Annotated in this window: 29 protein-coding genes; 18 read left to right on the top strand and 11 right to left on the bottom strand. The window is 58.5% G+C overall.

The features are described from left to right. The first annotated feature begins 7 nt into the window (after positions 1-7). The 5 genes from IU397_RS19745 to IU397_RS19725 are packed head-to-tail and all read left to right on the top strand — an operon-like array spanning position 8 to position 5,221. Positions 8-901: a carbohydrate ABC transporter permease gene (locus IU397_RS19745; RefSeq protein ID WP_204417049.1), complete on the top strand. Its 894-nt coding sequence runs from the start codon at positions 8-10 to the stop codon at positions 899-901. After that, the gene (locus IU397_RS19740; protein WP_204417047.1) at positions 901-1,785 is read left to right on the top strand and encodes a carbohydrate ABC transporter permease; all 885 of its coding nucleotides are present in this window, start codon (positions 901-903) and stop codon (positions 1,783-1,785) included. The genes IU397_RS19745 and IU397_RS19740 overlap by 1 nt, the downstream gene beginning before the upstream one ends. Continuing rightward, positions 1,782-3,266, top strand: a complete 1,485-nt coding sequence (argH, locus tag IU397_RS19735) for an argininosuccinate lyase (protein WP_204417045.1) — start codon at positions 1,782-1,784, stop codon at positions 3,264-3,266. The genes IU397_RS19740 and argH overlap by 4 nt, the downstream gene beginning before the upstream one ends. A 3-nt stretch (positions 3,267-3,269) precedes the next feature. Continuing rightward, the gene (locus tag IU397_RS19730; RefSeq protein ID WP_204417043.1) at positions 3,270-4,328 is read left to right on the top strand and encodes an ABC transporter ATP-binding protein; all 1,059 of its coding nucleotides are present in this window, start codon (positions 3,270-3,272) and stop codon (positions 4,326-4,328) included. Next, positions 4,325-5,221: a carbohydrate kinase family protein gene (locus IU397_RS19725; RefSeq protein ID WP_204417041.1), complete on the top strand. Its 897-nt coding sequence runs from the start codon at positions 4,325-4,327 to the stop codon at positions 5,219-5,221. The genes IU397_RS19730 and IU397_RS19725 overlap by 4 nt, the downstream gene beginning before the upstream one ends. A 104-nt stretch (positions 5,222-5,325) precedes the next feature. Here IU397_RS19725 and IU397_RS19720 read toward each other — a convergent pair whose 3' ends face one another. Continuing rightward, positions 5,326-6,591, bottom strand: a complete 1,266-nt coding sequence (locus tag IU397_RS19720; protein WP_204417039.1) for a DUF2254 domain-containing protein — start codon at positions 6,589-6,591, stop codon at positions 5,326-5,328. Positions 6,592-6,665: 74 nt separating this feature from the next. After that, on the bottom strand, positions 6,666-7,943 hold the full coding sequence (locus IU397_RS19715) for a mechanosensitive ion channel domain-containing protein (RefSeq protein WP_239479940.1): 1,278 nt from the start codon (positions 7,941-7,943) through the stop codon (positions 6,666-6,668). 236 nt (positions 7,944-8,179) lie between these two features. On the opposite strand from IU397_RS19715, the gene IU397_RS19710 reads away from it, so the two are divergent. The 5 genes from IU397_RS19710 to IU397_RS19690 all read left to right on the top strand — a co-directional run bounded on the left by IU397_RS19710 (position 8,180) and on the right by IU397_RS19690 (position 12,192). Continuing rightward, complete coding sequence (locus IU397_RS19710; protein WP_204417035.1) at positions 8,180-8,491, top strand: cupin domain-containing protein; 312 nt, start codon at positions 8,180-8,182, stop codon at positions 8,489-8,491. A gap of 100 nt (positions 8,492-8,591) precedes the next feature. Beyond that, entirely contained in the window at positions 8,592-9,278 is a 687-nt protein-coding gene (locus IU397_RS19705) for a GntR family transcriptional regulator (protein WP_204417034.1), read from the top strand. A 115-nt stretch (positions 9,279-9,393) separates the two neighbouring features. Beyond that, positions 9,394-10,362 (top strand): TRAP transporter substrate-binding protein, encoded by a 969-nt coding sequence (locus tag IU397_RS19700; protein ID WP_204417033.1) that lies wholly within the window; start codon positions 9,394-9,396, stop codon positions 10,360-10,362. A 50-nt stretch (positions 10,363-10,412) separates the two neighbouring features. Then, positions 10,413-10,910, top strand: a complete 498-nt coding sequence (locus IU397_RS19695) for a TRAP transporter small permease (RefSeq protein ID WP_204417032.1) — start codon at positions 10,413-10,415, stop codon at positions 10,908-10,910. Position 10,911: 1 nt separating this feature from the next. Further along, on the top strand, positions 10,912-12,192 hold the full coding sequence (locus IU397_RS19690; protein WP_204417031.1) for a TRAP transporter large permease: 1,281 nt from the start codon (positions 10,912-10,914) through the stop codon (positions 12,190-12,192). Between the two features lie 3 nt (positions 12,193-12,195). On the opposite strand, the gene IU397_RS19685 is transcribed toward IU397_RS19690, so the two are convergent. Then, positions 12,196-12,597, bottom strand: a complete 402-nt coding sequence (locus tag IU397_RS19685) for a rhodanese-like domain-containing protein (protein ID WP_204417030.1) — start codon at positions 12,595-12,597, stop codon at positions 12,196-12,198. A 180-nt stretch (positions 12,598-12,777) separates the two neighbouring features. Here IU397_RS19685 and IU397_RS19680 point away from each other — a divergent pair, with 180 nt between their 5' ends. After that, complete coding sequence (locus tag IU397_RS19680) at positions 12,778-12,900, top strand: entericidin A/B family lipoprotein (RefSeq protein WP_204417029.1); 123 nt, start codon at positions 12,778-12,780, stop codon at positions 12,898-12,900. Between the two features lie 70 nt (positions 12,901-12,970). Next, the gene (locus IU397_RS19675) at positions 12,971-13,450 is read left to right on the top strand and encodes a hypothetical protein (RefSeq protein ID WP_204417028.1); all 480 of its coding nucleotides are present in this window, start codon (positions 12,971-12,973) and stop codon (positions 13,448-13,450) included. Between the two features lie 54 nt (positions 13,451-13,504). Here the strand turns inward: IU397_RS19675 and IU397_RS19670 are convergent, their stop codons facing one another. Then, a complete protein-coding gene (locus IU397_RS19670) occupies positions 13,505-14,380 on the bottom strand; it encodes a 3-hydroxybutyryl-CoA dehydrogenase (RefSeq protein ID WP_204417027.1) in 876 nt (291 codons plus the stop codon). A gap of 157 nt (positions 14,381-14,537) precedes the next feature. Here IU397_RS19670 and IU397_RS19665 point away from each other — a divergent pair, with 157 nt between their 5' ends. Then, on the top strand, positions 14,538-15,365 hold the full coding sequence (locus IU397_RS19665) for a DUF6473 family protein (protein ID WP_204417025.1): 828 nt from the start codon (positions 14,538-14,540) through the stop codon (positions 15,363-15,365). A gap of 24 nt (positions 15,366-15,389) precedes the next feature. Here IU397_RS19665 and IU397_RS19660 read toward each other — a convergent pair whose 3' ends face one another. The 6 genes from IU397_RS19660 to IU397_RS19635 form a co-directional block, all read right to left on the bottom strand. Continuing rightward, complete coding sequence (locus tag IU397_RS19660) at positions 15,390-16,316, bottom strand: electron transfer flavoprotein subunit alpha/FixB family protein (RefSeq protein ID WP_204417023.1); 927 nt, start codon at positions 16,314-16,316, stop codon at positions 15,390-15,392. Then, complete coding sequence (locus IU397_RS19655) at positions 16,316-17,077, bottom strand: electron transfer flavoprotein subunit beta/FixA family protein (protein WP_204417021.1); 762 nt, start codon at positions 17,075-17,077, stop codon at positions 16,316-16,318. The genes IU397_RS19660 and IU397_RS19655 overlap by 1 nt, the downstream gene beginning before the upstream one ends. A 176-nt stretch (positions 17,078-17,253) precedes the next feature. Continuing rightward, positions 17,254-17,826, bottom strand: coding sequence for a cob(I)yrinic acid a,c-diamide adenosyltransferase (locus IU397_RS19650; RefSeq protein WP_204417019.1), 573 nt, complete (start codon positions 17,824-17,826; stop codon positions 17,254-17,256). Between the two features lies 1 nt (position 17,827). Next, positions 17,828-18,031 (bottom strand): twin transmembrane helix small protein, encoded by a 204-nt coding sequence (locus IU397_RS19645; RefSeq protein WP_204417018.1) that lies wholly within the window; start codon positions 18,029-18,031, stop codon positions 17,828-17,830. Positions 18,032-18,089: 58 nt separating this feature from the next. Next, the gene (locus tag IU397_RS19640) at positions 18,090-18,917 is read right to left on the bottom strand and encodes an SDR family NAD(P)-dependent oxidoreductase (RefSeq protein ID WP_204417017.1); all 828 of its coding nucleotides are present in this window, start codon (positions 18,915-18,917) and stop codon (positions 18,090-18,092) included. Positions 18,918-18,981: 64 nt separating this feature from the next. Next, positions 18,982-19,530 carry an SH3 domain-containing protein gene (locus IU397_RS19635; RefSeq protein ID WP_204417016.1) on the bottom strand — a complete coding sequence of 183 codons (549 nt, stop codon included), beginning with the start codon at positions 19,528-19,530 and terminating at the stop codon, positions 18,982-18,984. 135 nt (positions 19,531-19,665) lie between these two features. On the opposite strand from IU397_RS19635, the gene parC reads away from it, so the two are divergent. Genes parC through IU397_RS24010 form a run of 3 tightly spaced genes read left to right on the top strand, consistent with a single transcriptional unit; the run spans position 19,666 to position 24,435 of the window. Beyond that, positions 19,666-21,984, top strand: coding sequence for a DNA topoisomerase IV subunit A (parC, locus tag IU397_RS19630; protein WP_204417015.1), 2,319 nt, complete (start codon positions 19,666-19,668; stop codon positions 21,982-21,984). 60 nt (positions 21,985-22,044) lie between these two features. Continuing rightward, entirely contained in the window at positions 22,045-23,286 is a 1,242-nt protein-coding gene (locus tag IU397_RS19625) for a DUF898 family protein (RefSeq protein WP_204417014.1), read from the top strand. Between the two features lie 3 nt (positions 23,287-23,289). Continuing rightward, positions 23,290-24,435 carry a M48 family metallopeptidase gene (locus IU397_RS24010; protein WP_204417013.1) on the top strand — a complete coding sequence of 382 codons (1,146 nt, stop codon included), beginning with the start codon at positions 23,290-23,292 and terminating at the stop codon, positions 24,433-24,435. Here IU397_RS24010 and IU397_RS19615 read toward each other — a convergent pair. Further along, positions 24,424-25,767, bottom strand: coding sequence for a cytochrome P450 (locus IU397_RS19615; RefSeq protein WP_204417011.1), 1,344 nt, complete (start codon positions 25,765-25,767; stop codon positions 24,424-24,426). The genes IU397_RS24010 and IU397_RS19615 overlap by 12 nt on opposite strands. 96 nt (positions 25,768-25,863) lie before the next feature. Between IU397_RS19615 and IU397_RS19610 the strand changes: the two genes are divergently transcribed. Continuing rightward, positions 25,864-26,454, top strand: a complete 591-nt coding sequence (locus tag IU397_RS19610; RefSeq protein WP_204417009.1) for a hypothetical protein — start codon at positions 25,864-25,866, stop codon at positions 26,452-26,454. Between the two features lie 100 nt (positions 26,455-26,554). Beyond that, positions 26,555-26,676: GTP-binding protein (locus tag IU397_RS19605; RefSeq protein ID WP_239479786.1), on the top strand; the 122-nt coding region annotated here is incomplete at its 3' end.

Here is a 26,676-nt window from a genome sequence, read left to right as displayed (position 1 = left end):
GGGTGTGATGAAACTCTACCGCGATCTCACGATCCATCAAAAACAGATCGTCTGGGCCTGGACCTTCCTTGCCCTGCCGGTTCTGTTTTATGGCGTTATTCGTTTTTACCCCACGGGCAATGCGATCCTGATCAGCTTTCAGGATTGGAACCTGCTGGGCGATCGAACCTGGACGGGGTTTGACAATTATAGCACCCTTTTTGCCGATCCGGTGTTCTGGAAAGTGTTCAAGAACACCTTTGTCTATCTTTTGCTCGGCACGCCGATCAGCTTGGTGATCTCGTTCGTGATCGCCTATCACCTGGATAAGACACGGTTTCTGCATGGCTTTCTGCGGATGCTGTACTTTTTGCCGTTCATGACCTCTGCGGTGGCAATGGCTTGGGTGTGGCGGTGGTTTTACCAACCGGTGCCCATCGGGTTGTTCAACAATGCGCTTGCCTCCGTCGGGATCCCGCAGATCAATTTCCTGAATTCGACGACCAATGCCTTGCCCGCGATCCTGGCCCCTGCCGTTTGGGCGGGTTTGGGGTTTCAGATCATCATATTCATGGCCGGTTTGCGGGCCATTCCCCGCAGCTATTACGAGGCTGCACGGATCGACGGTGTTTCCACATGGTCGATCCTGTGGGAGATTACTCTGCCGCTTTTGAAACCCACGATCGTGTTCCTGGTCGTGTTTTCGTCCATCGGGTTTTTGCGCATCTTCGACCACGTTTTCAACATGACGACGAATAATCCGGGCGGTCCGCTGAATGCGACCAAACCGCTGGTTCTGATGATTTATCAAACCGCGTTCAGCTCCTTTGACATGGGCTATGCCGCGGCGCAGACGGTTGTTTTGTTTGTGGTGCTTCTGGTGGTCAGCCTGCTGCAATTGCGCCTGCTGAGGGATCGCTGATGGCCGTGGTGGATGAGGTCGAGATCAAGGCATCTTCCGACACGCTGCTGCGGGGCGGATCTGCGCGCGGCCCGCGCAATACCGGGCAGATCATCCGGTTCCTTTTGCTCTTTGCGGGCGGGATCCTGATGGTGATGCCAATCGCCTACATGATCTCAACCTCGTTGAAATGGCCGCACGAGGTGTACAACCTCAACTTCATTCCCGATGAGCCCACGATCGAGAATTACACCTACGTGCTGGAAGACGGGCGGTTCTATGGCTGGTTTGTCAATTCCATCCTCATCGCCACGATCACGACGGTCTGCAACGTCATCTTCGATAGCCTTGTGGGCTATACCCTGTGTAAGTTTCGGTTTCCGGGCCGCTACATCGTATTCATCGCGATTCTGTCGACGCTGATGATCCCGACCGAAATGCTGGTGATCCCCTGGTATATCATGTCCCAGCAGTTCGGCTGGTTGGACACCTATTGGGGCATCCTGTTCCCTGGGCTGATGACCGCCTTTGGCACATTTTTGATGAAACAATTTTTTGAGACCGTGCCGGACGATTTCATCGAAGCGGCGCGGATCGACGGCCTGAACGAGTTGCAGATTTGGTGGACGGTCGCCATGCCACTGGTGAAACCGGCGCTGGCCGCCTTGGCCATCTTTGTGTTCCTGGGCAATTGGACGGCGTTCATCTGGCCGCTGATTGTCACGAATTCGGTCGGAATGTACACATTGCCGGTGGGTCTGTCTTCCTTTGGGGATGAGGCCGATGTGGCCTGGGAGTTGATCATGACGGGGGCTGCCATTTCGACCATCCCGACGCTCATCGTTTTTCTGATCTTTCAGCGTTTCATTATCCGGGGCGTTGTCATGGCGGGGCTGAAAGGGTGACGGACACGACAACCTTCCCCGACCCGATTTATCGGGATACCGTTCTGGCACCGCTATTTGAAGGCGTGAAGCGGCACTATGCCCGCGATATGGATGCCATCAACCGGGCGCATCTGGTTATGTTGGCGGAAACCGGCACCCTGGGGCCAGACGATGCGCGCAGGATTGCCCGGGCCCTTTGCGATATCGAGGCGGAGACCGATCTGACCCGGCTGACCTATACGGGCGAGCATGAGGACTACTTTTTCCTGATAGAGGCCGAACTGTGCCGCAGGTTGGGGGATCTGGGCGGTGCGCTCCATACGGCGCGGTCACGCAACGACATGGATCACACGCTGTTCAAGATGGCGCTGCGGGTGCGGGCCGGGGCGCTGCTGGAGCAGATCCACCATCTTACGGACCGCTTGATCACCAAAGCCCGGTTGGAGACAGCGACGTTGATCGTGGCCTATACCCATGGGCAGCCTGCGCAGCCCACCACCTTTGGCCATTATCTGGCCGCCGTGATCGAGGTTTTGCAGCGTGACGCGGCGCGGCTGGATGCGGCGATGGAGGGTTTGGAACACTGCCCGATGGGGGCTGCCGCGATCACGACATCCGGGTTCTCGATTGACCGGGTGCGGGTGGCGGCGCTGCTGGGGTTCGTGGCACCTTTGTTGAACTCATATGGGTGCATTGCCGCAGTCGATTATGTCACCGCGCTTTATTCTGCAATCAAGCTGACCTTTCTGCATCTGGGCCGGGTGATCCAGGATTTGCAGTTCTGGTCGGCGTTTGAGGTGGGGCAGCTTTATGTGCCCAACAGCCTGGTCCAGATCTCGTCCATCATGCCGCAAAAGCGCAACCCGGTGCCCATTGAGCATTTGCGTCACCTTGCCAGCGTCACGGTTGGGCGCTGCGATACGATTGTGAACACGATGCATAACACGCCTTTTACGGACATGAATGATAGTGAGGGCGAAGTGCAGCAGGCAGGATATGGGGCGCTGGCAAGCGGAGGGCGGGTGCTTGATCTGCTGGCAGCCATGCTGCCCGCCTGTTCAATCAACAAGGCACGGGTGAGGCGCAACATGGATGCGGCCTGCGTGACGATTACCGAACTGGCCGACACATTGGTGCGCGACGAAGGTCTAACCTTTCGACAGGCCCATGAAATTTCCGCTCAAACGGCGCGGGCTGTTATCGCGGCGGAACAGCCCCTGGGCGAAGGCTTTGGCGCATTCGCGCAGGCCTTTGCGGCGGAGGTGGGTCGGGCGCCGGATCTGCGGCGAGAGGCGTTTGCGGACGCCGTTGCACCGGAGACATTTGTTGCGCGCCGCGACCGGCCCGGCGGGCCCGCCCCGGCTGCGCTCGATGCTGCGCTGACCGGATATCAGACGGGGTTGGACCAGCTGGTCAAACGCAGCTTGGATCGCAAGTTGCGCCACGCGGGGGCCGCGGCGGCCCGGGCCGATGCCTTTGCCCGGCTTTTGGAGGTCTGAGGGATGGCTGATCTGATCTTGCGCGATCTGGTGAAACGCTTTGACAAAGCAGAAGTGCTGCGCAGCATCAATCTTGAGGTCCATGACGGGGAATTCGTCGTCTTTGTCGGGCCGTCCGGTTGTGGGAAATCAACGACCTTGCGACTGATTGCGGGGCTGGATGATGTCACCTCCGGCACGGTTGAGATCGCAGGCCGCGTGGTCAACAACCTGGAGCCCAAGGACCGTGACATCGCCATGGTTTTTCAGAATTACGCCATCTATCCGCATATGACCGTGCGCCGGAATATCAGTTTCGGGCTGAAAAGCTCAAAGGCCAGCCGTGCGGAAAAAACTCGCCGCATCGAGGAGGTGGCCGCGATCCTGGGCATGACGAACTTGCTGGACCGGAAACCGGCGCAACTGTCAGGCGGGCAGCGCCAGCGGGTTGCCATTGGTCGGGCCATGGTGCGGGATCCGGCTGTATTTTTGTTCGATGAACCCCTGTCGAATCTGGATGCTCAATTGCGCACCCAAATGCGTCTGGAGATCAAGAAACTGCACCAGCGGGTCGGTTCGACCATCATCTTTGTGACTCATGATCAGGTCGAGGCGATGACGATGGCCGACCGGATCGTGATCATGAAAGACGGGCGGATCCAGCAGGTCGGCACCCCAGCCGACGTATATCACAGCCCCGCCAACATGTTTGTCGCGCAGTTCATCGGAGCGCCGTCGATGAACCTGATCCCCGGCGCTGTCGCCCATGACCATGGGGTCACGTTGGCATCCGGCCAAAGCCTGCACTTTGATCGCGCGCTGCCGCAGGGACGCAATGTCACCCTGGGGATCCGGCCCGAGGATTTGTCGCCTGACACACCGGACGCCATCGTGGAGGGGCAGGTCACGGTCCGCGAACCGCTGGGCCACGAGACGCTGATCTATGTCGGCACCCCGTCAGGAGATCTGATCGCCAAGGCCGATGGCCGAACCCCGCCCGAGGTTGGAGCATCTGTCAGGCTGGGTGCGCTGAGCCAGAACATCCATGTCTTCGATGCCGATACGGGCGAGGCGTTGCTATGACCCAAGGCGCGACCTCCCTCGCCATCCTATGTGCGGGGCGGTTCTACTGTGACCTGATCTTTACCGATGTGCCGCGTCTGCCGAGCCTTGGGACGGAGGTTTTTGCCGGTGCGATGGGGCTGCATCCTGGCGGCGGGGCCTTTATCACAGGGGCCCATCTGGCGTCACTCGGGCACCGGGTGGCCTTGGCGAGTGTCTTGCCAGGAGCACCCTTTCGGGAAGCTGTCATGCCCGAGATGGAAAGGGCGGGCCTTGACCTGGATCTGTGTCGTCCGCAAGCACCGGGTCTGGATGCACAGGTGACAGTGGCCATTGCGGGGCAGAACGATCGTGCCTTTCTGACGCGGCGATCCGGTCCGGCCTTGCCGGATCTTCCTGCCGATGCCTTTGCCATGTGCGGCGCGGCGCATCTGCATATCGGGGAACTGGCGACTCTGGTCGAGCGGCCCGACTTGATTGAGATCGCGCGCAGGGCGGGGGCTTCGATCTCCCTTGATTGTGGGTGGGATGAAGGGCTTTTGCCGTCAGACATTGGGGATGCGCTGACCGGGATCGATATCTTTTTGCCGAATGAGGCGGAGGCGGACTGGATCAGTGACATGGGGCTATCTGGGCAGCTTCCCCCCCTGACCGTGATTAAGAGGGGCAGTGCCGGGGCCACAGCCCTTATAGACGGCCAGGAGATCACGGCGGCGGCAAAACCCGTGCAAGCCATTGATACAACCGGTGCAGGCGACGCGTTCAACGCAGGCTTCCTGAGCGCCTGGCTGGCGGGGCGGCCGCCGTTGGCGTGTCTTTCCCACGGGAATGCTCTGGGCGCCCGGGCGATTTCAGATCGTGGCGGGTTTCACGGCGTGCCTGAGGCAGAAGCCGTGAGCGCGAGCAGCATCTGATCTGAAGCGTCCGACGAAATACCGGAAATATCAATCATCACTTAACGCATTGAAATCTTTGACTTCAGGCCGCGCTACATGATCCAGGTTTTTCGCATGACGCTTTAGGTGTCGTGGTCAGGTGCAAGATCGGGGATCGCGGCATCGTTCAGCAGCGCGGCGATATGGTCGCGTTCATTTTCTGTGCGCAACCCGATTTCAGCATGTTGGCGCAGGCCGCTATAAAGATCCGCGATCATCCGCTTTGGCTCATCCTCGCACAGGGTGTTGAGGGTTTGCAGCGCACGGGCAATCGCACCCAGAACATCCTGAAACCCTGCGCCGTCGCGCGCCAGGTCACGGAACGCGATATCGATCAGGGTCGCGGGGCGCAGATCCGGAACATAGACGCGGGTATACTGGGGCTCTCCACCCGCGCGGTCAGCCCGCAGGAATTCCCATAGCAGACGTTCGAGACGCGCGGTGACTTCGATCGCCGTTCCGGGATCGTTGATACCCGGTGAAAGCGCCTTGGACCCGGTCTCTCGCAACACCTGCAACGCGTAGCGGGCATCCTGTTCATAGGTCCGGTTTTGTTCGATCACGAAAGCGCGGCGGAGGTTTTCGGGATCGGGACCGACCGCGCGCCCCAGTCGTTGACCCTGTAGGATTGGATCGCCCGGCAGAAGTTCGATATAGATACGGCCCTTCGCATCCTCGGCGCAGGTTTGCAGATCATCCATGGCGATGCGGCGGATGAAGCCTGACCGGGCGGCCGTGATCTCTGTCGCGTCGGCGGGCACGCTATCTGCCTGGAAACGGCGACCGCCCAGATTGGGCCAGTCCTTGAGTTGGCGGAGTGTCTCTTTCGCGGTAGCCTCGGTCCGGGCGAGGGCATAGTCTATGCTGCCAATTTCGGACAGATGTGAGATCCAGCGCACCAACGATACGACGATGGTGGCGATCACCAGAACAGTCGCCGCAAAAACGATCACAGAGGCACTGTCGCTGTAATAGCCCGCGCGATAAAGGATGATGGCGACCAAGGCAAAGACGAACGCGCCAATGAATGTGGCCAGCATGGTCTGGGTCCGGGTATCTTCCATCAACAGGCGGTGAATGCGGGGTGTGGTCTGTTCCGCCATGCCGCGGTGGGTCGACACCATGACGCCGAGCGAGAACGTCGTTACGGCCAGCATCCCGTTGGCCAGGATGTTGAGCAGCGGCAGGGTCGCCTGTTGCGAAAACCTGTCTTTGGAGGCTGGCGGGATCAGCGGATCAAGGATTTCGGCCGACAACGCCGCGAGGATGGACAGCGCCAGGATCAACGTCACGCGCACCCAAAGGATACGGCTGATCCGGCGGATGGTCAGGAATGTTTGGGCGATCAAGAGGGGCCGGTCCTTTCCGCGCAGATCCGCGAAAGCTGAGGTCAAAGGTGAAGGGGACGTCGATAGTGACTAGCTTACTCGACTTTTTGCCCTTCATTCAAAAGATCGCCATCGGCATTGGCGGCGCGTCGTTCCCGCTCTGCCGCATCGGTTTGGGCATCCTCGGCCCGGTTTGGATCGGCGGCGGGGGGTGGGGCTGCCTCAGTCGCAGTCGCGGGCTTTTCGGGGGCGGGTTTTGAAGTCGTTCCCGTCTGGGTCATCTGACCATCCAAACGTACCCTGTAGATCGGCTCAGGCAGACCGAAATCCGCGCTTTCCAAGGCAACCTTTGCAGTCCGGATGGCCTCCCCCCGGGCGCGCAGGAAATCGGTTTGGCTTTGGTCGATCCAGCCAGCGAATGTCAGCACGACATTTGAATCGCCCACTTCCTTGATCCAGGCACCAATGTCGGGATCGTGCAGAACGAACGGCAGCTGTGTCAACGCATCCACGGCGGTCGTCAAGGCGGCATTCAGGTCACTGTCGGCATCAACGCCCAAGTCGAAGGTGAACCGGCGTTGCGGGTCGCGGGTATAGTTGACGATCCGGTTCTTAAAGACTGTCGCGTTGGGGATGCGGATGTGGTTGCCCTCGGGTGAGATCAGGATGGTGGCGCGCGATGTCAGCCGAGCAACGGTTCCTATGTCGCCATCAATCTCTATAAAGTCGTTGGGCCTGAATGGTTGACGCAGGCTAAGCAGAATGGAGGCGATGAAATTTTCGACCGTATCGCGCACGGCGAAACCAACAGCGAGACCCACCACACCGGCCGCCCCCAGGACCGCGCCGATCAAGGCCGTAGCGTTCAGGATATCGAGCGCCAGGATCACACCGAGCAGGATAAAAACGATCCGTGCGATGGCGCGATACACATCGGCGATGAATCTGTTCGGCGCGATCCGGTTCCACAGGGCTACCCGGGTTGTCAGGGCCCATCCTAGCACTGCGATGACTAAGAAGGCGGAAAGCGCCACCAAAAAGATCGGAACATTAGTCAGAATGTTGCGGGAGCGGTCATAGATGCGGTCAACTGCCGGGGATAGCCGTTCTTCCAAGGTACCGCTGACAATTGTGTTGTCCTCGATAGCGACTACGCCAGCGACCCGGCCTAGGATCTGGCTTAATTGGCTGCGACGGGCATTATCGAGTACCTCGCCCTCCGCCGTGACAACACCTTGGGAAACGGTAATTCGAACCTGATCAAACCCGTCAATCTGGGAAAGCAGAGCCTGAATACGGTCGCGGATCTGACCGTCAGCTGTGGCCGCATCACCGACCTCGATTGTACCGTCGAGTTGCGCGGGTTCGGTCAATGTTTGTGCCCACGCGGCAGGAGCGTGACCCAAACAAAGGAGGCCAGCCAACAAGATGGCATTCAGGTATATAATTTTCATGGCGACCCCAGCATATGCCGGATCAATGCCGCACCGCATGCTTGGGTTCCCGCAAAAGTAATTCGCGAGAAAAATGATCCTCTGTAGACAGGCAGATTTCAGAATACTAGCATACCATAATTCAGAATGAACGCATGGTGATCTTGGGGGAGACGATGCAGACATTTCCAGTGGTCGACGCAGATCCGGGGATCAAACGCCAAGTTCTGGCGGATCACGCCGACCTGATGGTGGTGTGTTTTGCGTTTCAAGCTGAAGGCGCTGAAGGCAAGTTGCATAGCCATCCGCATGTTCAATCGACCTATGTCAAAACCGGGCGATTTCGGTTTTCCGTCGATGGCACATTCTTTGAGGTGGCCGCGGGCGACAGTTTTGTCATCCCATCCAATGCGGAACACGGTTGCATCTGCCTGGAGCCGGGGGAGTTGATCGACTGCTTCACACCCCGTCGCGATGATTTCCTGTGATACGGTCGGAATGCGCCCCTTTGTATGATCTGGCTGACCGCGGTCCGGCAGCTATGCCGGATTCAGGTATGGGGGTTGGTGAGTTAGGGAATATAAATTCATGACGAGGGCAGCAGAGGCAATCGCTGAACGCAAGACAACAGCTGATCTGGTGTTCGAAAACCTGCTGGACAAAATCATGTCCCTGGATGTCTTGCCGGGGACCAAGATGTCAGAGGCAGAGATTGCCGATCAGTACGGCGTTTCGCGGCAGCCCGTGCGCGAGGCGTTCAATCGGTTGGGCAGTATGAACCTGCTGCTCATCCAGCCACAACGGGCGACGATGGTGCGCAAATTCTCCCTCTCGGAGATCGAAGCGGCGCGGTTCATTCGCCTTGCCGTTGAGCTTGAGATCGTTCGCACCGCAGCCCAGCGTTGGACACCGGAACACACGCCGCAGTTTGAGTTGATCTTGGAGCAGCAGGAAGAGGCGGTCCGCGATAATCAACAGGCGCAATTCCACGCCCTGGATCTGGCCTTTCATCAATTGATCGCCGAAGCATCTCATCAGCATGCGGCTTTTGACTTATTGGTCGAACACAAAGCCAGGATTGACCGGATCTGCACCCTGAGCCTGAAGCAGGCTGACGAAATGTCCCGGCTGCTGCATGACCATCGCGAGATCTTTGCCGCCCTTGCGGCGCGTGATCTGGGTCGCCTTGAAGCGGCCTTGCGCCTTCATTTGTCGCGGATCGAAAAGACCATAGAGGCGGTTCGCCATTCCCATGGGAGTTACTTCGACGTGTAAGATCACGTGACCACCGAGAGCCGGCAAAGATCGGGATGGGTGGTGGCGATAGACCGGACGCGGCGCATCCAGTTTGGCCGCCAAAGTCCAAATAATACTTTAAGGGAGGATCAAGATGAATATGAGAACCGTTTTCGGCGCGACAATCGCCACCGTTTTGCTGCCACTGGCCGTGGCGGCCCAGGATTGGCGCGGATGGAACATACACCCTGAAGGGTACCCGAACAGCGCTGCCCTGGATCAGTTCGTGGCCGAGGTAAACGCCACGACCGACCTTAACCTGCAGATCTTTCACGGTGGGGTTCTCGGCTCGCAGCCCGATGCGATCGAACAAGTACGTAACAATGCATTGGAGTTTGGCCAGTTCAACATGGGGCCAATGGGACCGATCATCCCGACGACGAATGTGTTGTCACTGCCCTTCATTTTTTCGGGCGTTGATCACATGCACAAGGCCATGGATGGCGATGTGGGTGAGATCTTTGCCGCTGCGATGGAGCCCGAAGGGATTGTGCCGCTTGCCTGGTACGATGCGGGGTCGCGTAGTTTTTACAACTCGAAACGCCCCATCATGACGCCAGCGGATGTGGAAGGGCTGAAACTGCGTGTCATGAATAATGACCTGTTCGTGGACATGGTTGCACAGCTTGGCGGGAATGCGACGCCCATGGCCTTTGCCGAAGTGTATCAATCGCTCAAGACCGGTGTGATCGATGGGGCCGAAAACAACTACCCATCCTACGAATCCACTGGCCATTTCGAGGTGGCAGGGTTCTATTCGGTCACGGATCACCTCATCATCCCCGAATGCCTGTGTGTGTCGAGCGCCGCCTGGAACAACCTGGATGATGCCACCAAGGATGCGGTGCGCGCTGCCGCTCAGAACTCCGCCCAAACCCAGCGCCAACTTTGGGCCGAGCGCGAAGAAGAGAGCCTGTCCAAGGTGGAGGCAGCCGGTGCCAAGGTGAACGAGGTCGAAAACAAGGTCGCGTTTCAGGAAAAGATGGCACCGGTCTATGAAAATTTCCTGGCCAGTAATCCCGATATGGCATCGGTGATCGAAGCCATTCAGGCTGCCAACTGAGTGTCGAAGGGGGCAGCAAGGGCCCCCTTGACTGGTCAGGGGCGCATTTCATGACTGCACAATCCACCGGGTTGGCTGAACGTATTCTGGACTGGCTCGCCAAGCTTTCCATGGGTGTGGCCAGTGTCCTGATGGTGATCTTGATCGCCATCTTCGGCTGGTTGGTCTTTGGCCGCTATGTCTTGAACAACACACCCACCTGGGTCGAACAGGCGGCCCTGCTGATTGTGGTCTGGATCGCATTTCTGGGGGCTGCGGTGGGTGTGCGGCGGGGTACGCATCTGTCAGTGGAGTTTTTCCGCGACGCCCTGCCGCCCCGGCTGCGGGCAGGCATGGTGACCTTTGCATCGCTGGCCTTGCTCTTCTTCGGGGTGGTCATGGCGTGGCAAGGCTATGTCATGTTCGACCGCACCGTTCGCCGTGACATCCCTCTGCTGGGGATATCCGAAGGCTGGCGTGCCGTGCCGGTGAGTTTGAGCGGTGTGCTTATCGTTCTGTTCTGTCTGGATGATCTTATCCGGCCCGTGCTGTTGCGTCAGAAAGACTAAGATGGCCCTGATCCTGTTATTCGGCGTGTTCTTCTTATGTCTGATGGCGGGGGTGCCGGTGGCATTTTGTCTGGGGATCGCAGCGGTCGTTGGCTTCATGTATGAAGGATTGCCTCTATTCATCGCGTTTCAGCGGATCGTATCCGGCATCTCGATATTTTCGCTGTTGGCTGTGCCGTTCTTCATCTTTGCCGGAGAGCTGATGCTGCAAGGCGGCATTGCGGCGCGACTGGTCAGGTTGGCCTCTGCGGCGGTGGGCTGGATGCGTGGGGGTTTGGGCGTGGTCAATGTCGCCTCCTCCATGCTGTTTGGTGGCATATCCGGGTCAGCGGTCGCCGATACCTCCGCGCTGGGTTCGATTCTGATGCCTGTGATGAAGGAAAAGGGATATGACAGCGACTATGCGGTAAACGTCACCGTCACATCGTCAATTGCGGGCGTCGTCATCCCGCCCAGCCATAACATGATCATTTACGCAATTGCCGCTGGGGGCGTCTCCATCGGGCAATTGTTTGTGGCCGGTGTGGTTCCGGGCATAGTCATGTGTCTGTGCTTGGCCGCGGTCGCGTGGCTTGTTGCCGTGCAGCGTGGTTATCCGGCCGAGCCGTTTCCTGGCCTGACCAGCTTGGCCGTGTCATTCATTGTCGCATTACCGGGGCTCTTTACCGCCGTCATCATCGTCGGTGGCGTCTTGTCGGGGATCATGACGGTGACGGAATCCGGCGCATTTGGGGCCGTCTATGCGATCCTGGTCACGGCATTGGTTTACCGCGAACTGACATGGGAGAAGTTCAAAACAGCGGTATTGGTGGCAGTCCGCACAACGGCGATGGTGATGATCCTCGTCGCCTGCGCTTCTGCCTTTGCGTATCTGCTGACCTTGAACCGCGTACCGGATCTGCTGGCGGGGTTTGTTCTGTCAATGTCCGACTCCAAGATCGTGATTTTGCTGTTGTTGAACGTCATCCTGTTGGTTCTGGGCATGATCATGGATATGGCCGCACTGATCCTGATCACCACGCCGATCTTCTTGCCCATCGTGGTGGATCTGGGGATGAGCCCTATACAATTCGGGATCATCATCATGATGAACCTTGGGCTGGGCCTTACCACACCACCGGTTGGATCATGCCTGTTCGTGGGTTGTGTCGTTGGCGGCGAACGTATGGAGAATGTCGTGCGCACAATCTGGCCATTTTACCTGGCCATCCTGTTTGCGTTGATGCTGGTGACTTACATCCCTGCCGTCTCGCTTGGACTGCCCGGGTTGCTGGAGCCGTAGCTGTCAGCCCGTGGTCTCGGGTTTCTCCACAGGGCCACCGTGATCGGCCCAAGTGGAGAAACCTTCCTTCAGATGCGCAGCTTCGAACCCCATATCCTGAAGCATGGCCACGGTCAGGGCCGAGCGCCAGCCAGAGGCGCAGTGGAAGACGTATTTCTTATCCTGGCCAAACTCTTCCTTGAAATACGGGCTATCGGGGTCCACCCAAAACTCAATCATGCCGCGCGGGGCGTGAAAGCTGCCTGGGATGTAGCCGGTTCGCTGCCGCTCGCGCGGGTCACGAATGTCAACGATCACCACGTCGGGGTCATCCACCATGGCAATCACGGCAGGGGTTTCAGCCTCCTCGATCCGGGCGCGGGCATCTGCCACCATTTGGGCGGCTGTGGTCTTGAGCTTTGGCATTGGGGGGCCTGTTCGGTTGATAGGATCTGACCGGAGTAAGACGGAGTTTTTGGGCAAGAACAACCGCGGCGTTGGTTTCGCGCCATCACGGCTCTGTGTTTCCATGTGAACGATCCGGTCGGAACCCCTTTCCCAGGGACTGCGTTGCACCTTCACGAGTGAGCAAGAAAGGATAACACAATGCTTCGTCTGATTTTGATCGGTGTAACTGTGACACTGCTTGCAGGATGCGAGACGGTCGAAGGTTTTGGCCGTGATGTCGAAGATGCCGGTGGGATCATTCAAGACGAAGCGAGTGGGTGATCCTGGCCCAGGGTTCGGTTATCTCCCGACCCTTTGCTGCATCGCTTTGTTACGACGAAAGGAAAATACAATGAAACGTATCACATCTGTTCTGGCTATCGCCGCCGCCTTGAGTGCAACCACTGCCATTTCCGCGACAGAGGTTGAAGAGATTGACGTGACCGTTGATCTGACCGCCCTTGAAAACGCCGAAGCAGCTGGCGTCTGGACCAATATCGCAAGTGATTTGGAGAACGCGATTGCCGCTCGTCTGGTTGACCAACTGTCCGAAGATGGCGCGAGCATCACCATCGACATTGATGAAGTCGCGCTAGCCAATAGCCTTGACAAGGCCGTGGGTGCCGGTGAGGCGACGTTGCAAGGTGATGTGGAAATTCGCGTGCCAGGTTTGGCCAACAACGAGAATTACACCTTGACGGTTAATGCAGAGCAGGTCCAACCTTTCGTCCCAGAAGGCATGGTGGTCACCGACCTGAAGGTTGAAGATGGCGCATTCTACGACGCCATGATCCAAGGCTTTGCCGAGAATGTAGCGATGAAGTTGAAGTAAAACGCTGGTTCAGTGTGACAAAGGCGGGGATCGGTCCCCGCCTTTTTTGTGCGATCAGCGTGTGGGAACCGGCTCTTCCCCGCGATAGTCGTAAAAGCCGCGTTGGGTTTTGCGGCCCAGCCACCCCGCCTCCACGTATTTCGTCAAAAGCGGGCAAGGGCGGTATTTCGTGTCGGCCAACCCGTCATGAAGGACGTTCATAATGGCCAGGCAGGTATCCAGCCCGATGAAATCAGCCAGGGCCAGGGGGCCCATTGGATGGTTCGTGCCCAGCTTCATGGCGCTGTCAATGGAACTGACGGAACCCACACCTTCGTACAGGGTATAGACCGCCTCGTTAATCATGGGCATCAAGATGCGGTTCACAATGAAGGCGGGGAAATCCTCGGCTGAGGCTGCGGTTTTGCCCAGCCGTTCGACCACGCCGAGGCAGGTTTCATACGTGTCCTGATCCGTTGCGATACCGCGGATCAGCTCAACCAGTTGCATGATCGGCACGGGATTCATGAAATGAAACCCCATGAACCGCTCTGGCCGGTCGGTGCGCGAGGCCAGCCGTGTGATCGAGATCGAAGAGGTGTTTGAGGTCAGGATCGTCGTGGGTTTCAGGTGCGGTTGCAGATCCTCAAAGATTGCCGTCTTGACCGTCTCACGTTCTGTCGCGGCCTCGATCACCAGATCGGTCTGACCAAGATCAGCTAGTTTGAGCGTGGTTGAGATGCGTGCCAAGCTTGCGTCGCGTACGTCACCGGCGATCAGATCCTTGCTGACTTGCCGGTCCATATTCTTGCGGATCAGGGCCATGGCAGAATCGAGCGCGCCCTGATCAATGTCATTCATGACGACGTCATAACCCGCCAACGCAAAAACATGGGCAATGCCATTGCCCATTTGACCAGCCCCCACAACGCCGACGCGATCGATTTCCATGTTGAGCAATCCTTTAAGTTCCGCGGCACCATAAAGCGGGCGGGCTGAGACACGCAAGCAGAGCGGCAGACCCGCCATCGCGCCAAATTCGCACGTCAGATGTTGTTAAAGTGTTGGGTGCAAACTGTGATTGGGTGAATTTAGGTGAGGTAACGATATGACCTACGCTCTGCGTAGCGAAGGTGGTCTGGATTATGAGATCTGCAAATACGGCACGGCAAGGGGGCAGTTTCGTGGCCCCGAGCGAATGACCGACATGCCTTATGTTGCCGTGTTGGGTGGAAATGCGGCATTCGGGCGGTTCATCGCAGAACCTTTTCCGACATTGCTGGAGCGGGATCTGGGTCAGTCGGTCGTCAATCTGGGAGCGCTGAATGCCAGTGTCGACATGTATCTGAACGACCCCGACCTGATGAAGATCGCCCGCGGGGCCGAGCAGGTCGTGGTTCAGATCACCGGGGCGCACAACCTCTCCAACCGGTTCTACAAGGTGCATCCGCGCCGCAATGATCGGTTCATCCGGGCATCCGCCCTCTTGCGCTCAATCTATGCGGAGTTGGACTTTACCGAGTTTCATTTCACCCGGCATCTGCTGTCCGGACTTTACCGGACATCACCCAAACGGTTTGGTATGATTCTGGACGAATTGCGCGATGCCTGGGTCAAGCGGATGGAGTTGCTGATGTCGCAACTGGATGGCCAGGCGGTTTTGCTTTGGATGGCGGATAACGGGCCCGAAGATCGGCCCAACATGGAACTGGAGGAAAGCTGTGGCCCGCTTTTCGTCACCCGCGCCATGGTGGAGGCGGTACGCCCACAGGCCAGGCGATACCTTGAAGTTCTCACACCTGACATGCCGCGCGGTGGCCGCACCATTGGCATGATTTTTGGAGAGACAGAGACGGGTGCGGCCAATCGGATGCTACCGGTGGCGACCCATGCTCAAGCTGCCAAAGGGTTGGCTGCGGTGCTGTCGGCCAGTTGAAGCCGACAGCTTTGGCGAGTGACGCTATAGCCGTTCCATCAGTTCGGGAACGGCATCGAACAGGTCGGCAACCAGGCCGTAATCAGCGACCTGGAAGATCGGCGCCTCTTCATCCTTGTTGATCGCGACTATGATCTTGCTGTCTTTCATGCCTGCCAGGTGCTGGATCGCGCCAGAAATTCCGACAGCGATATAAAGGTCCGGGGCAACAACCTTGCCTGTCTGACCCACCTGCCAGTCATTGGGTGCATAGCCCGAATCCACAGCCGCCCGTGACGCACCGACAGCCGCGCCCAGCTTGTCCGCCAGTTGTTCGATAATGCCAAACTGCTCTTCAGACCCAAGCGCGCGACCACCCGAGACTACGATGCCGGCAGAGGTCAGTTCAGGACGGTCACTTTCGGCGACTTTATCCTCGACCCATTCGGACAGGCCTGGATTTCCGGCAGCATCAATGTTCTCAACCGAAGCAGAGCCACCGTCACCGGACAGATCAAATGTGGCGGTGCGGATTGAGACAACCTTTTTGGCGTCACCGCTTTTGATGGTCTGGATCGCGTTGCCTGCGTAAATCGGACGCTCAAACGTGTCTGCGTCGATAACCCCGGTGATGTCGGAGATCACCATGACATCCAGCAGCGCCGCAACGCGGGGCAGCAGGTTCTTGGCCGCCGCCGTGGCGGGCGCCGTGATGTGATCATAGTCACCAGCCAGTTTCACAACCAGATCGGCGACGGGTTCGGCCAGATCATGACCATAGGCCGCATCTTCGGCGCACAGCACCTTGGCGACACCGTCCAGCTTGGCGGCGGCTTCAGCCGCGCTACCGCAGGACGCACCGGCACAAAGCACGGTGACATCGCCCATTTGCTTGGCGGCGGTCAGGGCTTTGGCGGTCGCATCAACGGCCAATTCGCCGTTCTGGACCTCGGCAATCAACAGAACAGCCATTAGATAACCCCCGCTTCATCTTTGAGTTTCGTGACCAATTCCTCGACCGAGCTGACCTTGATCCCGGCCTTGCGGCTTTCAGGTTCCGTGGTTTTGAGGACAGTCAGGCGCGGGGCGATGTCGACGCCGAAATCGGCAGGCGTCTTTTCGTCCAGCGGCTTTTTCTTGGCCTTCATGATGTTCGGCAGCGACGCATAGCGCGGCTCATTCAGGCGCAGATCGACGCTGATGATCGCTGGCATCGTGACCTTGATCGTCTGTAGGCCGCCATCGACTTCGCGCGTGACGGTGGCATGATCGCCTTCAATCGCAACTTCAGAGGCGAATGTCGCCTGGGACCAACCCAGCAGCGCCGACAGCATCTGGCCGGTGGCGTTCATGTCATTGTCGATGGCTTGCTTGCCGCACAAGACGAGCCCCGCACCTTCGGCTTCGGCCACGCCCTTCAGGATCTTGGCGACCGCCAGCGGTTCGATATCTTGATGCACGTCCTCGGTTGCGACGACGAGGATGGCGCGATCCGCTCCCATCGCGAGCGCAGTCCGCAGGGTTTCCTGGCTTTGCTTGACCCCGATTGAGACCGCGATGATCTCTTCGACCTTCCCAGCCTCTTTCATGCGGATCGCTTCTTCGACGGCGATCTCGTCAAACGGGTTCATCGACATTTTCACATTGGCCAGATCGACACCGGAACCGTCCGCCTTGACGCGGACCTTCACGTTATAATCGATCACGCGTTTCACAGGCACCAGGACCTTCATCTGCGTGTCTCCCTCGAGTTCATCAGTCTAGGCGGATTAGTTAGCGGGTCAGACCCGGTCGGGACAGCGTAAAAGCGACGCATCCCATGCCGGGACGCCGCGTTTTGCACGGCTTTGACTGGGATCCACTGAATATTGTGGCTGTTGCGGGGACATGTGTCGCCAATAGGAAACCGCTAGCGGTTCGCGCCGGGAACCCACAGGACGTCATCCTTACCGTCATTATTCGCAATGCGAGAGGCCACAAAAAACCAATCACTGAGCCGGTTCAGATACTGCACCGCTGCGGGGTTCACATTCTCCATTGTCGCCAGTTCGACCGTCAGGCGTTCGGCCCGTCGTGAAACCGTGCGGCACAGATGCAGATGTGCGGCGAGCGCGCTGCCACCGGGCAAAATGAAACTGCGCAGTGGCTCCAGCGCATTGTTCATGGCGTCGATCTCACCCTCAAGCCGCAGGACCTGGGCGGGTGCCATGCGAAGCGGGGGGTATTCAGACTCCGCATCCTTGTCCATGTCGGGGCGACAAAGGTCGGCGCCAAGGTCAAACAAATCGTTTTGGATCATGGCCAGTTGGGCATCCATCAGCCCCACGGCATGCAAACGGGCCAAACCCACGGTGGCGTTACATTCATCGACCGTGCCGTAGCTGGTCACGCGCATCGAGTATTTGGCCACCCGGGACCCGTTGCCCAAAGCGGTTTCGCCAGCATCACCGGTCTTTGTGTAAATTTTGTTTAGAACGACCATATTATCCCCCTTGGCGCAAGGCGACGAAGCCCAGGATCATTAGGATCGCCACGAATTGTGCGATGATCCGCCAGCGCATTATCTTATTGGCATATTTTTTGTTGAACTCTCCGCCTTTGGCAAAAGCGGCGATGCCAAACAGAAGGATGCCCAATACGATGACGGCGGCCAGAGCAACGGCAATAAACAGGGGGTCGGTGCGCATGGATACTCCTTCGCGATGTTTGACGCGATGTAGGCGGCTGCGGTGCGATGGCCAGCCTTTAGATTTTTTGCAAAACCTTGTCGGCGGCGCGGACGGGCAAAATCCGCTCCATCGCAGCCATGATATACGTCGGTGTTGTCACAAAGTACCGCGGCTTTGGATTGGGATGTGTCAATGCAGTATGTAATTTGCGTGTGACGGCGGCGGCAGGCAGTTCGAACCGGTCTTTGGGGCCCGTTTGATACAATCGCTTCAAAAGCGTCTCTTCATACTGCGCCTTGCGTGGGGATGCTTTCCAATCGATCCAGCGTTCAAAGTGAGGGATTGAGTTTTCGCGGATGCGGGATGTGACCGGGCCCGGTTGGATCAGCACGACCTTTATCGGGGTGTCCGCCAGTTCAAGGCGCATGACATCCGTCAGCCCTTCCAGTGCATGTTTGGTCGCCACATAAGCGCCGCGCCATTTCAGGGCGGCGAAACCCAAGACCGAGGAATTCTGGATGATCCGCCCATGCTCTTGTTTGCGCATAACCGGAATAAGCTCCCGGGTGAGGTGATGAAGCCCAAAGAGGTTGGTTTCAAAGATCGATCGCAAACCGTCAGTCGGCAGATCCTCAACAGCGCCAGGCAAACCGAATGCTGCATTATTGAACAGCGCGCCCAGCGTACCGCCCGTACGGTTCAAAATCTCCGCCAAGGCAGCTTGAATACTGTTCGGGTCTGCCACGTCGAGCGTCACGCTCTCCAATCCCTCGTCTCGCAGCCGCGCGCAGTCGTCAGGGTTGCGGCAGGTCGCAAACACCCGCCAACCGCGCCGTGTCATGCCATGGGCCGCGTCATATCCGATGCCGGACGACGAACCGGTGATGAGAAGCGTCTTCTTCATGACCAACGGCATCGCATGGCGTCATGGCTGGTGCAAGGTCCAGCCAAGCGCCGCGATCAGGGGGTCAGCGGCTATCTGACAAAAAGTCGCCCGACATGAATACGTCGGCAGACAGGCCCGCCACGCGGATCCGGGCCCAACCATTCTCTTCGTAGTCGACCAATTCAACCGCATCCCCGCGGCTCACCCGGCCCAAAACGGTGTCGTTGGTCGAAGGGCCCGCCCGCAAGTTCACACGACGCCCCGTGACGTAAAGCACGATCGTTTCGTCAGGTTCTGCCAGACGCGTATCCGTCGGCTGGACTTCGGGCGGTTCAATGGGTTGATTCGCCAAATTAGCGGCCAGCTGATCTGCGATTTCATCAGCTTCGGTAGCCGGTTCGGCAACGGGCTCTGCCGTCGTGACCTCACGCTCCGGATCGGCTTGGGCATCTTCACCGGGGGTCAGGGACAGGACGTCACTGTTGGTCCTTGTGACAAAGCCAGCTTCCTCACGCTGGGCATTCGCGCGCGCCTCCGCAAGGGCCACCCGGTCCATATCGGGGCCGTCGCCGACGATCCACATCGCGGCACCCAAAACCAACATCAAAATAAACGTCAAGCGCAGTAACATCGCGTTTACCCATCCCTCGTCCCGTCAAGGACCTGTCATTAACGTTAACATCGCCTTCCACGCGAGTCCTGAAAAAATCACAGAAATATTACCCGTGACTTTACCGCATCCCGGGGGTGGCGTATCCCAACCCTTATGAGCGATAACGCAGATCCCCCCAATTTAGATCCCAACCTGTCTGCAGAGCCGTTGCGCCGCGCCATTGGCGAACGGTATTTGCAATATGCTTTGTCCACGATCATGCACCGCGCGCTGCCCGATGCGCGTGACGGGTTAAAACCGGTTCATCGCCGGATCCTTTACGCCATGCGGCGGCTCAATCTGAATTCGACGGGCAAATTCATGAAGTCGGCCAAGATATCCGGGGACACGATGGGGGATTTTCATCCCCATGGGGACGGCGCGATCTATGATGCGATGGCGCGGTTGGCCCAGGATTTCGCCATGCGTTATCCGCTCGTCGATGGTCAGGGCAATTTTGGCAATATTGATGGCGATGCACCGGCGGCGTCTCGCTACACAGAGGCGCGCATGGCAGCGGCAGCCGAAGCGCTGCTGGAGGGGTTGGATGAAAACGCCGTTGATTTCCGGCCCAACTATGACGGCCGCCTGACGGAGCCAGAGGTGCTGCCAGCGATCTTTCCCAACCTCTTGGCCAATGGTTCTAGCGGGATCGCCGTGGGGATGGCCACGAATATCCCGCCACATAACCTGGATGAACTGATCGCAGCGTGCCTGCATCTGATCAAGGCACCCAATGCCCGGGATGAAACACTGCTGGAACATGTCCCAGGGCCAGATTTCCCCACAGGTGGCGTTCTGGTCGAACCCAAGGACAGCATTGCCGAGACCTATCAGACGGGCAGGGGCGCTTTTCGTCTGCGCGCCCGGTGGGAGAAAGAGGATCTGGGCCGCGGGGCGTGGCAGATCGTCGTGACCGAAATCCCGTATCAGGTGCAGAAATCCAAGCTGATCGAAAAGCTGGCAGAGATCATCCAGCTGAAAAAGATCCCGCTCCTGACCGATGTACGTGACGAAAGCACCGAGGATATTCGTCTGATCCTGGAGCCGCGGTCCAAGACTGTGGACGCGGATCTGATGATGGGGATGTTGTTCCGGGCGTCTGACCTAGAAGTGCGGTTTTCCCTCAACATGAACGTGCTGATCGATGGGCGCACACCAAAGGTTTGCAGCCTGCGGGAAATGCTGCGCGCATTTCTGGACCATCGCCGCGCCGTTTTGCAGCGGCGGACCCAGCATCGGATTGAAAAGATTGACCACAGGTTGGACGTTCTGGAAGGTTTGCTGATTGCATTCCTGAACCTCGACCGTGTGATTGACATCATCCGATATGATGAAAGTCCCAAGGCCGCGTTATGTGCGGAAGATTGGGCAAAGGACCATGTCCGCGCGACGTCGGAGGCAGATTACAAACCGCCGCTCGCTACTGGTTTGACCCAACTCAACGAAGTTCAGGCCGAGGCGATCCTGAACATGCGCCTGCGGTCCCTGCGGCGACTGGAAGAGATGGAACTGGTGGCGGAGCGCGATGCGCTGATGGCCGAACGGGCCGAGCTGTCGGACCTGTTGGAGGATGAGGGGCTGCAATGGGCCAAGATCGCCGATCAGTTGAAAGAGGTGCGCAAGCTGTTCGGCAAATCCTCTCCCGGTGGTGCGCGCCGCACCAGCTTTGCCGATGCGGGGGATATCGAAGACGTGCCGATGGAGGCGATGATCGAGCGCGAACCGATCACCGTCGTTTGCTCAAAGATGGGTTGGATCCGCGCTATGAAAGGACATATCGCCCTCGATACCGCCTTGAAATTCAAGGACGGCGATGAGGGGCGGTTCATCTTTCACGCGGAAACCACGGATCGGCTGTTAGTCTTTGGCTCGAACGGGCGGTTTTACACATTGTCCGGCAGTTCCTTGCCCGGCGGTCGCGGCATGGGAGAGCCCGTGCGCCTGATGGTCGATCTGCCGAATGAGGTGGAGATCGTCACCGTGCTGATCCACCGCCCTGGGCAGAAACTGTTGGTGGCCTCGACCGCTGGCGATGGTTTTATCGTGCCGTCGGATGATGTGGTGGCCCAAACGCGCTCGGGCCGTCAGGTGCTGAACGTAAAACCGCCCGAGACGGCGGCGCTGTCCTGCTGCGTTGTCCGGGGGGATCACGTGGCCGCAGTTGGGGAAAACCGTAAGCTGGTGATCTTTCCCACCGCGGAACTGCCAGAGATGGGGCGTGGCAAAGGCGTGCGTCTGCAACGTTACAAGGATGGCGGCCTAAGCGATGTGACCACATTCGCCCTGGCCGATGGGCTGAAATGGCTCGATAGCGGTGGTAGAACCCGCACTGTCACCGAGGGCGATCTGGCCGAATGGATTGCCAAACGCGCCTCTGCCGGTCGTATGGCCCCCCGGGGCTTTCCTCGCACCAATCGATTTGACCCGTGACAGTCTCCAAGGTTGTCTATATCTTGAGTGCTCAAATTATTTTGCCGAAGGACAATTGATATGAGCACTGTCAGCTCGACTGATACCGTTAAAGGTGCCTATGGGGGCGATGGCGGGGCGCTGTTTGGCCTGGCCATGAAAACCGGCTTCCTGACACTGATCACCCTGGGGATCTATCGCTTTTGGGCCAAGACCCGCATCCGCCGTTACATGTGGTCGGCGACTGCGCCGGGCGGCGCGCCGTTTGAATATACCGGCACCGGGCTTGAAAAGTTTCTGGGCTTTCTGGTCGCCATCGTGGTGCTGGCCCTGTATCTGGGCGTCCTGCAGTTGCTGCTCTTTTTCGTCGGGCTGAATATCTTTGCCGGTGGGACAGATCCGCAAGCCGTTCTGCGTCAGCTCGCTGCGACCTATATCACCTTGTTTGCCGTCTTGCCGCTTGTCTTTTTCGCGCAATATCGGTCGCGCAGGTATCTTCTGTCGCGCACCCGTTGGCGCGGCATCCGGTTTGGGGCGGAAACCGGCGCCGTGGGCTATATGCTGCGTGCGCTGGGCTATACGCTACTGACCATCATTTCCCTTGGATTGCTGGCGCCACTCGCTGCGTTCAAGCTGGAAAAATATATGGTCGACCGGACGTGGTACGGCGATATCAAATTCGCCCAAGACGGCAAATGGACCATGCTGTATGGCTCAATGAAACACATTTTCATTGGTCTAGGTCTTGTCATTGGGGGTGCCGCGATCGGGGGATTTTCGGACATTCCTGCCCTAGCCATTCTGGGTGGTGTCGTCGGGACGTTCTGGCTCTATTTCGGGATCTTCTATTTCCAGGTGGATGGGTTCCGCCGCATGGCGAACCACAAAAAGGTGGGTGATGTCATAGGTTTTGACACCAAGCCAAAAGTCTGGACCGTGATCGGGCATGTGCTGCTGGGATCACTGGCTGCGGGTGCGGCGGCTTTTGCCGTAATTTTGGTTGCCGGGCTCGTTGGCGGTTCGATCATTGGGTTCAGCAGCTTTGACATGATGATGAATCCGGACGGCTTGGCAAACCAGCAGCCCGATATGGCCAGCGCTGCCCTGGGCGGTTTGATCTTCTTTTTGGGCTACATACTGGCCATCATTGTCGCTGGTGCCCTGATCCTCGTGATGGTGAACCAGCCGATCATTGCGCATTACGTCACATCCACGACGATCCTCAACGCATCGCGGTTGGACACGGTACGTCAGCGCGGTGATGACGAGATGGTCGATGCCGAGGGGTTTGCCGATGCTCTGGATGTCGGCGGCGGGTTCTAAGCGGTGACCAGCCCGCAATCGACATTGCCGGTCTTTGGGGGCAGGTACTTCGATGGCCAGACAGCGGGTGAACGCGATGTCGAGGTCAGTCTGGATAAACCTGGCGGGTGGTTGATCATCCGCCGGGATCAATCATCCGGCGCCTCGATCCCGCAGGAGAACTGGGACCTTGATGATATGCGCGTCGTCCGTGATCACGGCCATGAGGAAGGCGAGGTCTTTCGGCTAACGGGCAAGGACGAAGCGCGCCTTTTCGTGCCGAACCAGGTCGATGCAGACGCCCTGCGCGACGCGTGCCAATATCTTAGAAAGGCAGATGTCCCCGCGGGGACACTCAGCAAGGTGTTCTTTTGGACGGGTGGTGCGGTGGCGGCGATGCTGCTGATCCTCTTTGTTCTTCTGCCCAACTTGGCTGACACGATGGCGACGCTGATCCCGGCCAAGCGGGAGGAGGCCATCGGCGAGACGGTGGTGGCCCAGATCGAGCAGACCATGAAATTTGCCAATTCAGGCCAGTTTTGCAGCACATCGGAGGCTGAGGCGGCCATCGCCAAGATGTCAGATCGGCTGACGGATGAGTTGGACCTGCCCTATCCGTTGAAAATCCGGATCATGAAAACCGAAATGATCAATGCATTCGCGGCACCTGGCGGGCATATCGTGTTTTTCAGCGGCTTGATCGACAAGGCGGACACGCCGGAAGAGGTCGCCGGAGTCTTGGCCCATGAGATCGCGCATGTCGTGGCACGCGATCCGCTTCGCATCGCATTGCGCGCGGCGGGCTCTGCCGGGATCCTGAGCATGGTCCTGGGTGATTTTGCGGGCGGCACGCTGGTATTGATCATGGCCGAACAGGTCATGCAGGCCTCCTACACGCGGGAGGCAGAGGCCCAGGCAGATGAATTCGCGTTGCGCCTGTTGAAAGATGCAGGTTTGCCGGCGGAGGCTTTCGCAGCGTTCTTTGATAAACTGCGTGAAGAGTATGGTGATACAGATGGCGCCATGGAGTATCTCAGCAGCCATCCCAACCTTGCCAGCCGTGCCGCCGCCGCACGTGCCGCGGAAACCCAGCCCGATGCGTTTGAGCCGGTGCTGTCGGAAACGGAATGGGCCGCACTTCAGTCGGTTTGCAAATCGTCAGGCCGGTGACACGTTCAGCCAGACCCCGCCTTCTGGTCGTAGCGTGATGATCAGGGTTGGCACCGGCACCTTGCCCGGCACCGGTTCAAATCTGTAACGCGCCAGAAGAGTTGCGAGGATGATCACCGCCTCCTGAACCGCAAAGCGTGCTCCGATACAGATCCGTGGGCCATCGCCGAACGGCAGGTAGGTATAGCGGGGGATGGATTTGGGATCGGCGAAACGATCCGGGTCGAACCGGTCGGGGTGATCCCAAAGGGCCCTGTGCCGGTGGACCGCATAAACCGGGATGGTCAGCGTGTCGCCGTGCAAAACCTGTGAGCCCAGGATCTGATCTGGCTCCAGTGCCATGCGCGATAGGAAGGCCGCGGGAGGGTACAGGCGCAATGTCTCGTCAATGATCTGGCGAATGTAGGGCAGCCGCGCCACGTCAGCGGCGGTTGCGGTCTGGCCTTTCAAGACCCACTGGGCTTCCGACCGGGCGCGCTCCTGAATATCGGGGTGACCACCGCACAGATACAGTGACCAGGCCAGTGTCAGTGCCGTTGTTTCATGGCCTGCCACGATGAAGGCTAGTAGATTGTCCCGAATATCCGTTTGGCTAAATCCGTCAGCTTCCGCCTCTAGCAACAGATCCAACAGGTCAGGCGGGCCAGCATGACCGGTCCTGCGGCGAGCATCGATACTGTCATCGGCGATGTCCTTCATGGCCTGCAGGGCAGGGGCCGGCCGGATGCGCGCCGGGCGTGGGATCCATTCCGGCGCGCCCAGCACATCCAGGAACGACATCTTGCCTGCCGCCACGCCGTAGGCCGCAATGGCATTCTGGACGCTGGTCCGGTCGATCCCTTGACCGCCGGAAAAGGTGACATCTGCAATGACGTCGAACGTGGCGCGTGTCATCTCCTCCAACAGGTTTGTGGCGCGCCCCGTTTGGGAGGCCAGACGCTCAACCGCATGATCTGCCGCAGCAGCCATGATCGGGCCCAGACCGGTGACGTGACGCGGCTGAAAGACCGGTGCGGCCAGGCTGCGTTGTCGGCGCCATTCCGTGCCATGGACATTAATCATGCTGTCGCCCACAGCCGGGCGCAGGATGGCACGGGCCACATCGGATTTTGGATAATCTTCGACCCGCGCCTGCAAGATCCGGCGGATCGCGCCTGGATCCATCACCATATGCCAGCGCGTCGCCGTCACGCCTGAAATAATGGGCTTCTCCAGCGCGGCTTTGGGGATTAAACGCAGCAGATTTTGCTGGGACTGGGCGTAAGATGCCAGCAAACCCGCAGGCTGATCGGCCAGCGTTGCGCGGACGGGAAGAGGATACTCTGTGTTCATAGCGTTGCATCTAGGGACCGTGACCGCAGGGACAATTGCGGCGATTTGCCGGACGGGCTAGACCGAACCAAGGATAACCGGGGTGATGTGATGTTGATGATACGCCGTTTTCTTTGGTTGGCGGGGCTGACTGTGCTGGTTGGTTGTGCTGCGGACAAAGACCTGGACGAACCGTTTGAGCCGATCGGAGAGTTTCGTTTGGGCCATAACATCGTCGTTGCGGATAATGCCAAATTCGTACCGCCCTCTCGTCGCGCCTCCGAGGAGGAATGGGAAACCGCGATGAAAAAGGCGATCGACCGCCGCTTCAGCCGGTTTCAGGGGGACCAACTTTATCACATCGCGATTAGTGTCGAAGGATATTCCATTGCCGTGCCCGGTGTGCCCATCGTGCTGTCGCCGAAATCCGTCATGATCATTGGCGCCACGGTCTGGGATGATGCGGCCGGTGGAAAGATCAATCAAAAACCGAAACAAATCACCGTGCTGGAGCGGCTGTCCGGTGAAACGGTCGTGGGCTCTGGTCTGACCCAGTCCAAAGCGGAACAGATCGAAAACCTGGCCAATAATGCTGCGCGTCTGGTTGAGAAATGGATGCGCTCCAACCCGGAATGGTTTGTCCGGAAAGAGGGCGCGCAAAGCGCTGCAACTGCATCTTCCAAAAGTTGGCGCCCGCCTGAGAGTTGATCTGCGCGAGACGGCTTGATTTTTCTGTTTGGCCCGCATACGCAGCGCCCGTTGAAAATCGGGGCGCTTTGCCCCCAGAACGGTAAGGGCACTGCCACCGATGGCTAAGGAAAAGTTTGAGCGCAACAAGCCGCACGTTAACATTGGGACGATTGGGCATGTTGACCATGGCAAGACGACGCTGACGGCGGCGATCACGAAGTATTTCGGCGATTTCCAGGC

It is taken from the genome of Actibacterium sp. 188UL27-1 (genome assembly GCF_016901225.1).
Classification (GTDB): Bacteria; Pseudomonadota; Alphaproteobacteria; order Rhodobacterales; family Rhodobacteraceae; genus 188UL27-1.
Note: the sequence above shows the minus strand (reverse complement) of the source record. Positions and strands in the feature narration are given on the sequence as shown.

What these genes read in the sequence shown, in the direction of transcription:
- IU397_RS19670 (WP_204417027.1), bottom strand. Translation starts at nt 14,380, where the DNA reads ATGGAAATCGATCGCGTCGGCGTTGTGGGGGCTGGTCAAATGGGCAAT.
- IU397_RS19745 (WP_204417049.1), top strand. Translation starts at nt 8, where the DNA reads ATGAAACTCTACCGCGATCTCACGATCCATCAAAAACAGATCGTCTGG.
- IU397_RS19660 (WP_204417023.1), bottom strand. Translation starts at nt 16,316, where the DNA reads ATGGCTGTTCTGTTGATTGCCGAGGTCCAGAACGGCGAATTGGCCGTT.
- IU397_RS19725 (WP_204417041.1), top strand. Translation starts at nt 4,325, where the DNA reads ATGACCCAAGGCGCGACCTCCCTCGCCATCCTATGTGCGGGGCGGTTC.
- IU397_RS19650 (WP_204417019.1), bottom strand. Translation starts at nt 17,826, where the DNA reads ATGGTCGTTCTAAACAAAATTTACACAAAGACCGGTGATGCTGGCGAA.
- IU397_RS19690 (WP_204417031.1), top strand. Translation starts at nt 10,912, where the DNA reads ATGGCCCTGATCCTGTTATTCGGCGTGTTCTTCTTATGTCTGATGGCG.
- IU397_RS19740 (WP_204417047.1), top strand. Translation starts at nt 901, where the DNA reads ATGGCCGTGGTGGATGAGGTCGAGATCAAGGCATCTTCCGACACGCTG.
- IU397_RS19655 (WP_204417021.1), bottom strand. Translation starts at nt 17,077, where the DNA reads ATGAAGGTCCTGGTGCCTGTGAAACGCGTGATCGATTATAACGTGAAG.
- IU397_RS19645 (WP_204417018.1), bottom strand. Translation starts at nt 18,031, where the DNA reads ATGCGCACCGACCCCCTGTTTATTGCCGTTGCTCTGGCCGCCGTCATC.
- IU397_RS19730 (WP_204417043.1), top strand. Translation starts at nt 3,270, where the DNA reads ATGGCTGATCTGATCTTGCGCGATCTGGTGAAACGCTTTGACAAAGCA.
- IU397_RS19680 (WP_204417029.1), top strand. Translation starts at nt 12,778, where the DNA reads ATGCTTCGTCTGATTTTGATCGGTGTAACTGTGACACTGCTTGCAGGA.
- IU397_RS19695 (WP_204417032.1), top strand. Translation starts at nt 10,413, where the DNA reads ATGACTGCACAATCCACCGGGTTGGCTGAACGTATTCTGGACTGGCTC.
- IU397_RS19635 (WP_204417016.1), bottom strand. Translation starts at nt 19,530, where the DNA reads ATGTTACTGCGCTTGACGTTTATTTTGATGTTGGTTTTGGGTGCCGCG.
- IU397_RS19665 (WP_204417025.1), top strand. Translation starts at nt 14,538, where the DNA reads ATGACCTACGCTCTGCGTAGCGAAGGTGGTCTGGATTATGAGATCTGC.
- IU397_RS19640 (WP_204417017.1), bottom strand. Translation starts at nt 18,917, where the DNA reads ATGAAGAAGACGCTTCTCATCACCGGTTCGTCGTCCGGCATCGGATAT.
- IU397_RS19685 (WP_204417030.1), bottom strand. Translation starts at nt 12,597, where the DNA reads ATGCCAAAGCTCAAGACCACAGCCGCCCAAATGGTGGCAGATGCCCGC.
- IU397_RS19615 (WP_204417011.1), bottom strand. Translation starts at nt 25,767, where the DNA reads ATGAACACAGAGTATCCTCTTCCCGTCCGCGCAACGCTGGCCGATCAG.
- IU397_RS19705 (WP_204417034.1), top strand. Translation starts at nt 8,592, where the DNA reads ATGACGAGGGCAGCAGAGGCAATCGCTGAACGCAAGACAACAGCTGAT.
- IU397_RS19675 (WP_204417028.1), top strand. Translation starts at nt 12,971, where the DNA reads ATGAAACGTATCACATCTGTTCTGGCTATCGCCGCCGCCTTGAGTGCA.
- IU397_RS19625 (WP_204417014.1), top strand. Translation starts at nt 22,045, where the DNA reads ATGAGCACTGTCAGCTCGACTGATACCGTTAAAGGTGCCTATGGGGGC.
- IU397_RS19610 (WP_204417009.1), top strand. Translation starts at nt 25,864, where the DNA reads ATGATACGCCGTTTTCTTTGGTTGGCGGGGCTGACTGTGCTGGTTGGT.
- parC (WP_204417015.1), top strand. Translation starts at nt 19,666, where the DNA reads ATGAGCGATAACGCAGATCCCCCCAATTTAGATCCCAACCTGTCTGCA.
- IU397_RS19710 (WP_204417035.1), top strand. Translation starts at nt 8,180, where the DNA reads ATGCAGACATTTCCAGTGGTCGACGCAGATCCGGGGATCAAACGCCAA.
- IU397_RS19700 (WP_204417033.1), top strand. Translation starts at nt 9,394, where the DNA reads ATGAATATGAGAACCGTTTTCGGCGCGACAATCGCCACCGTTTTGCTG.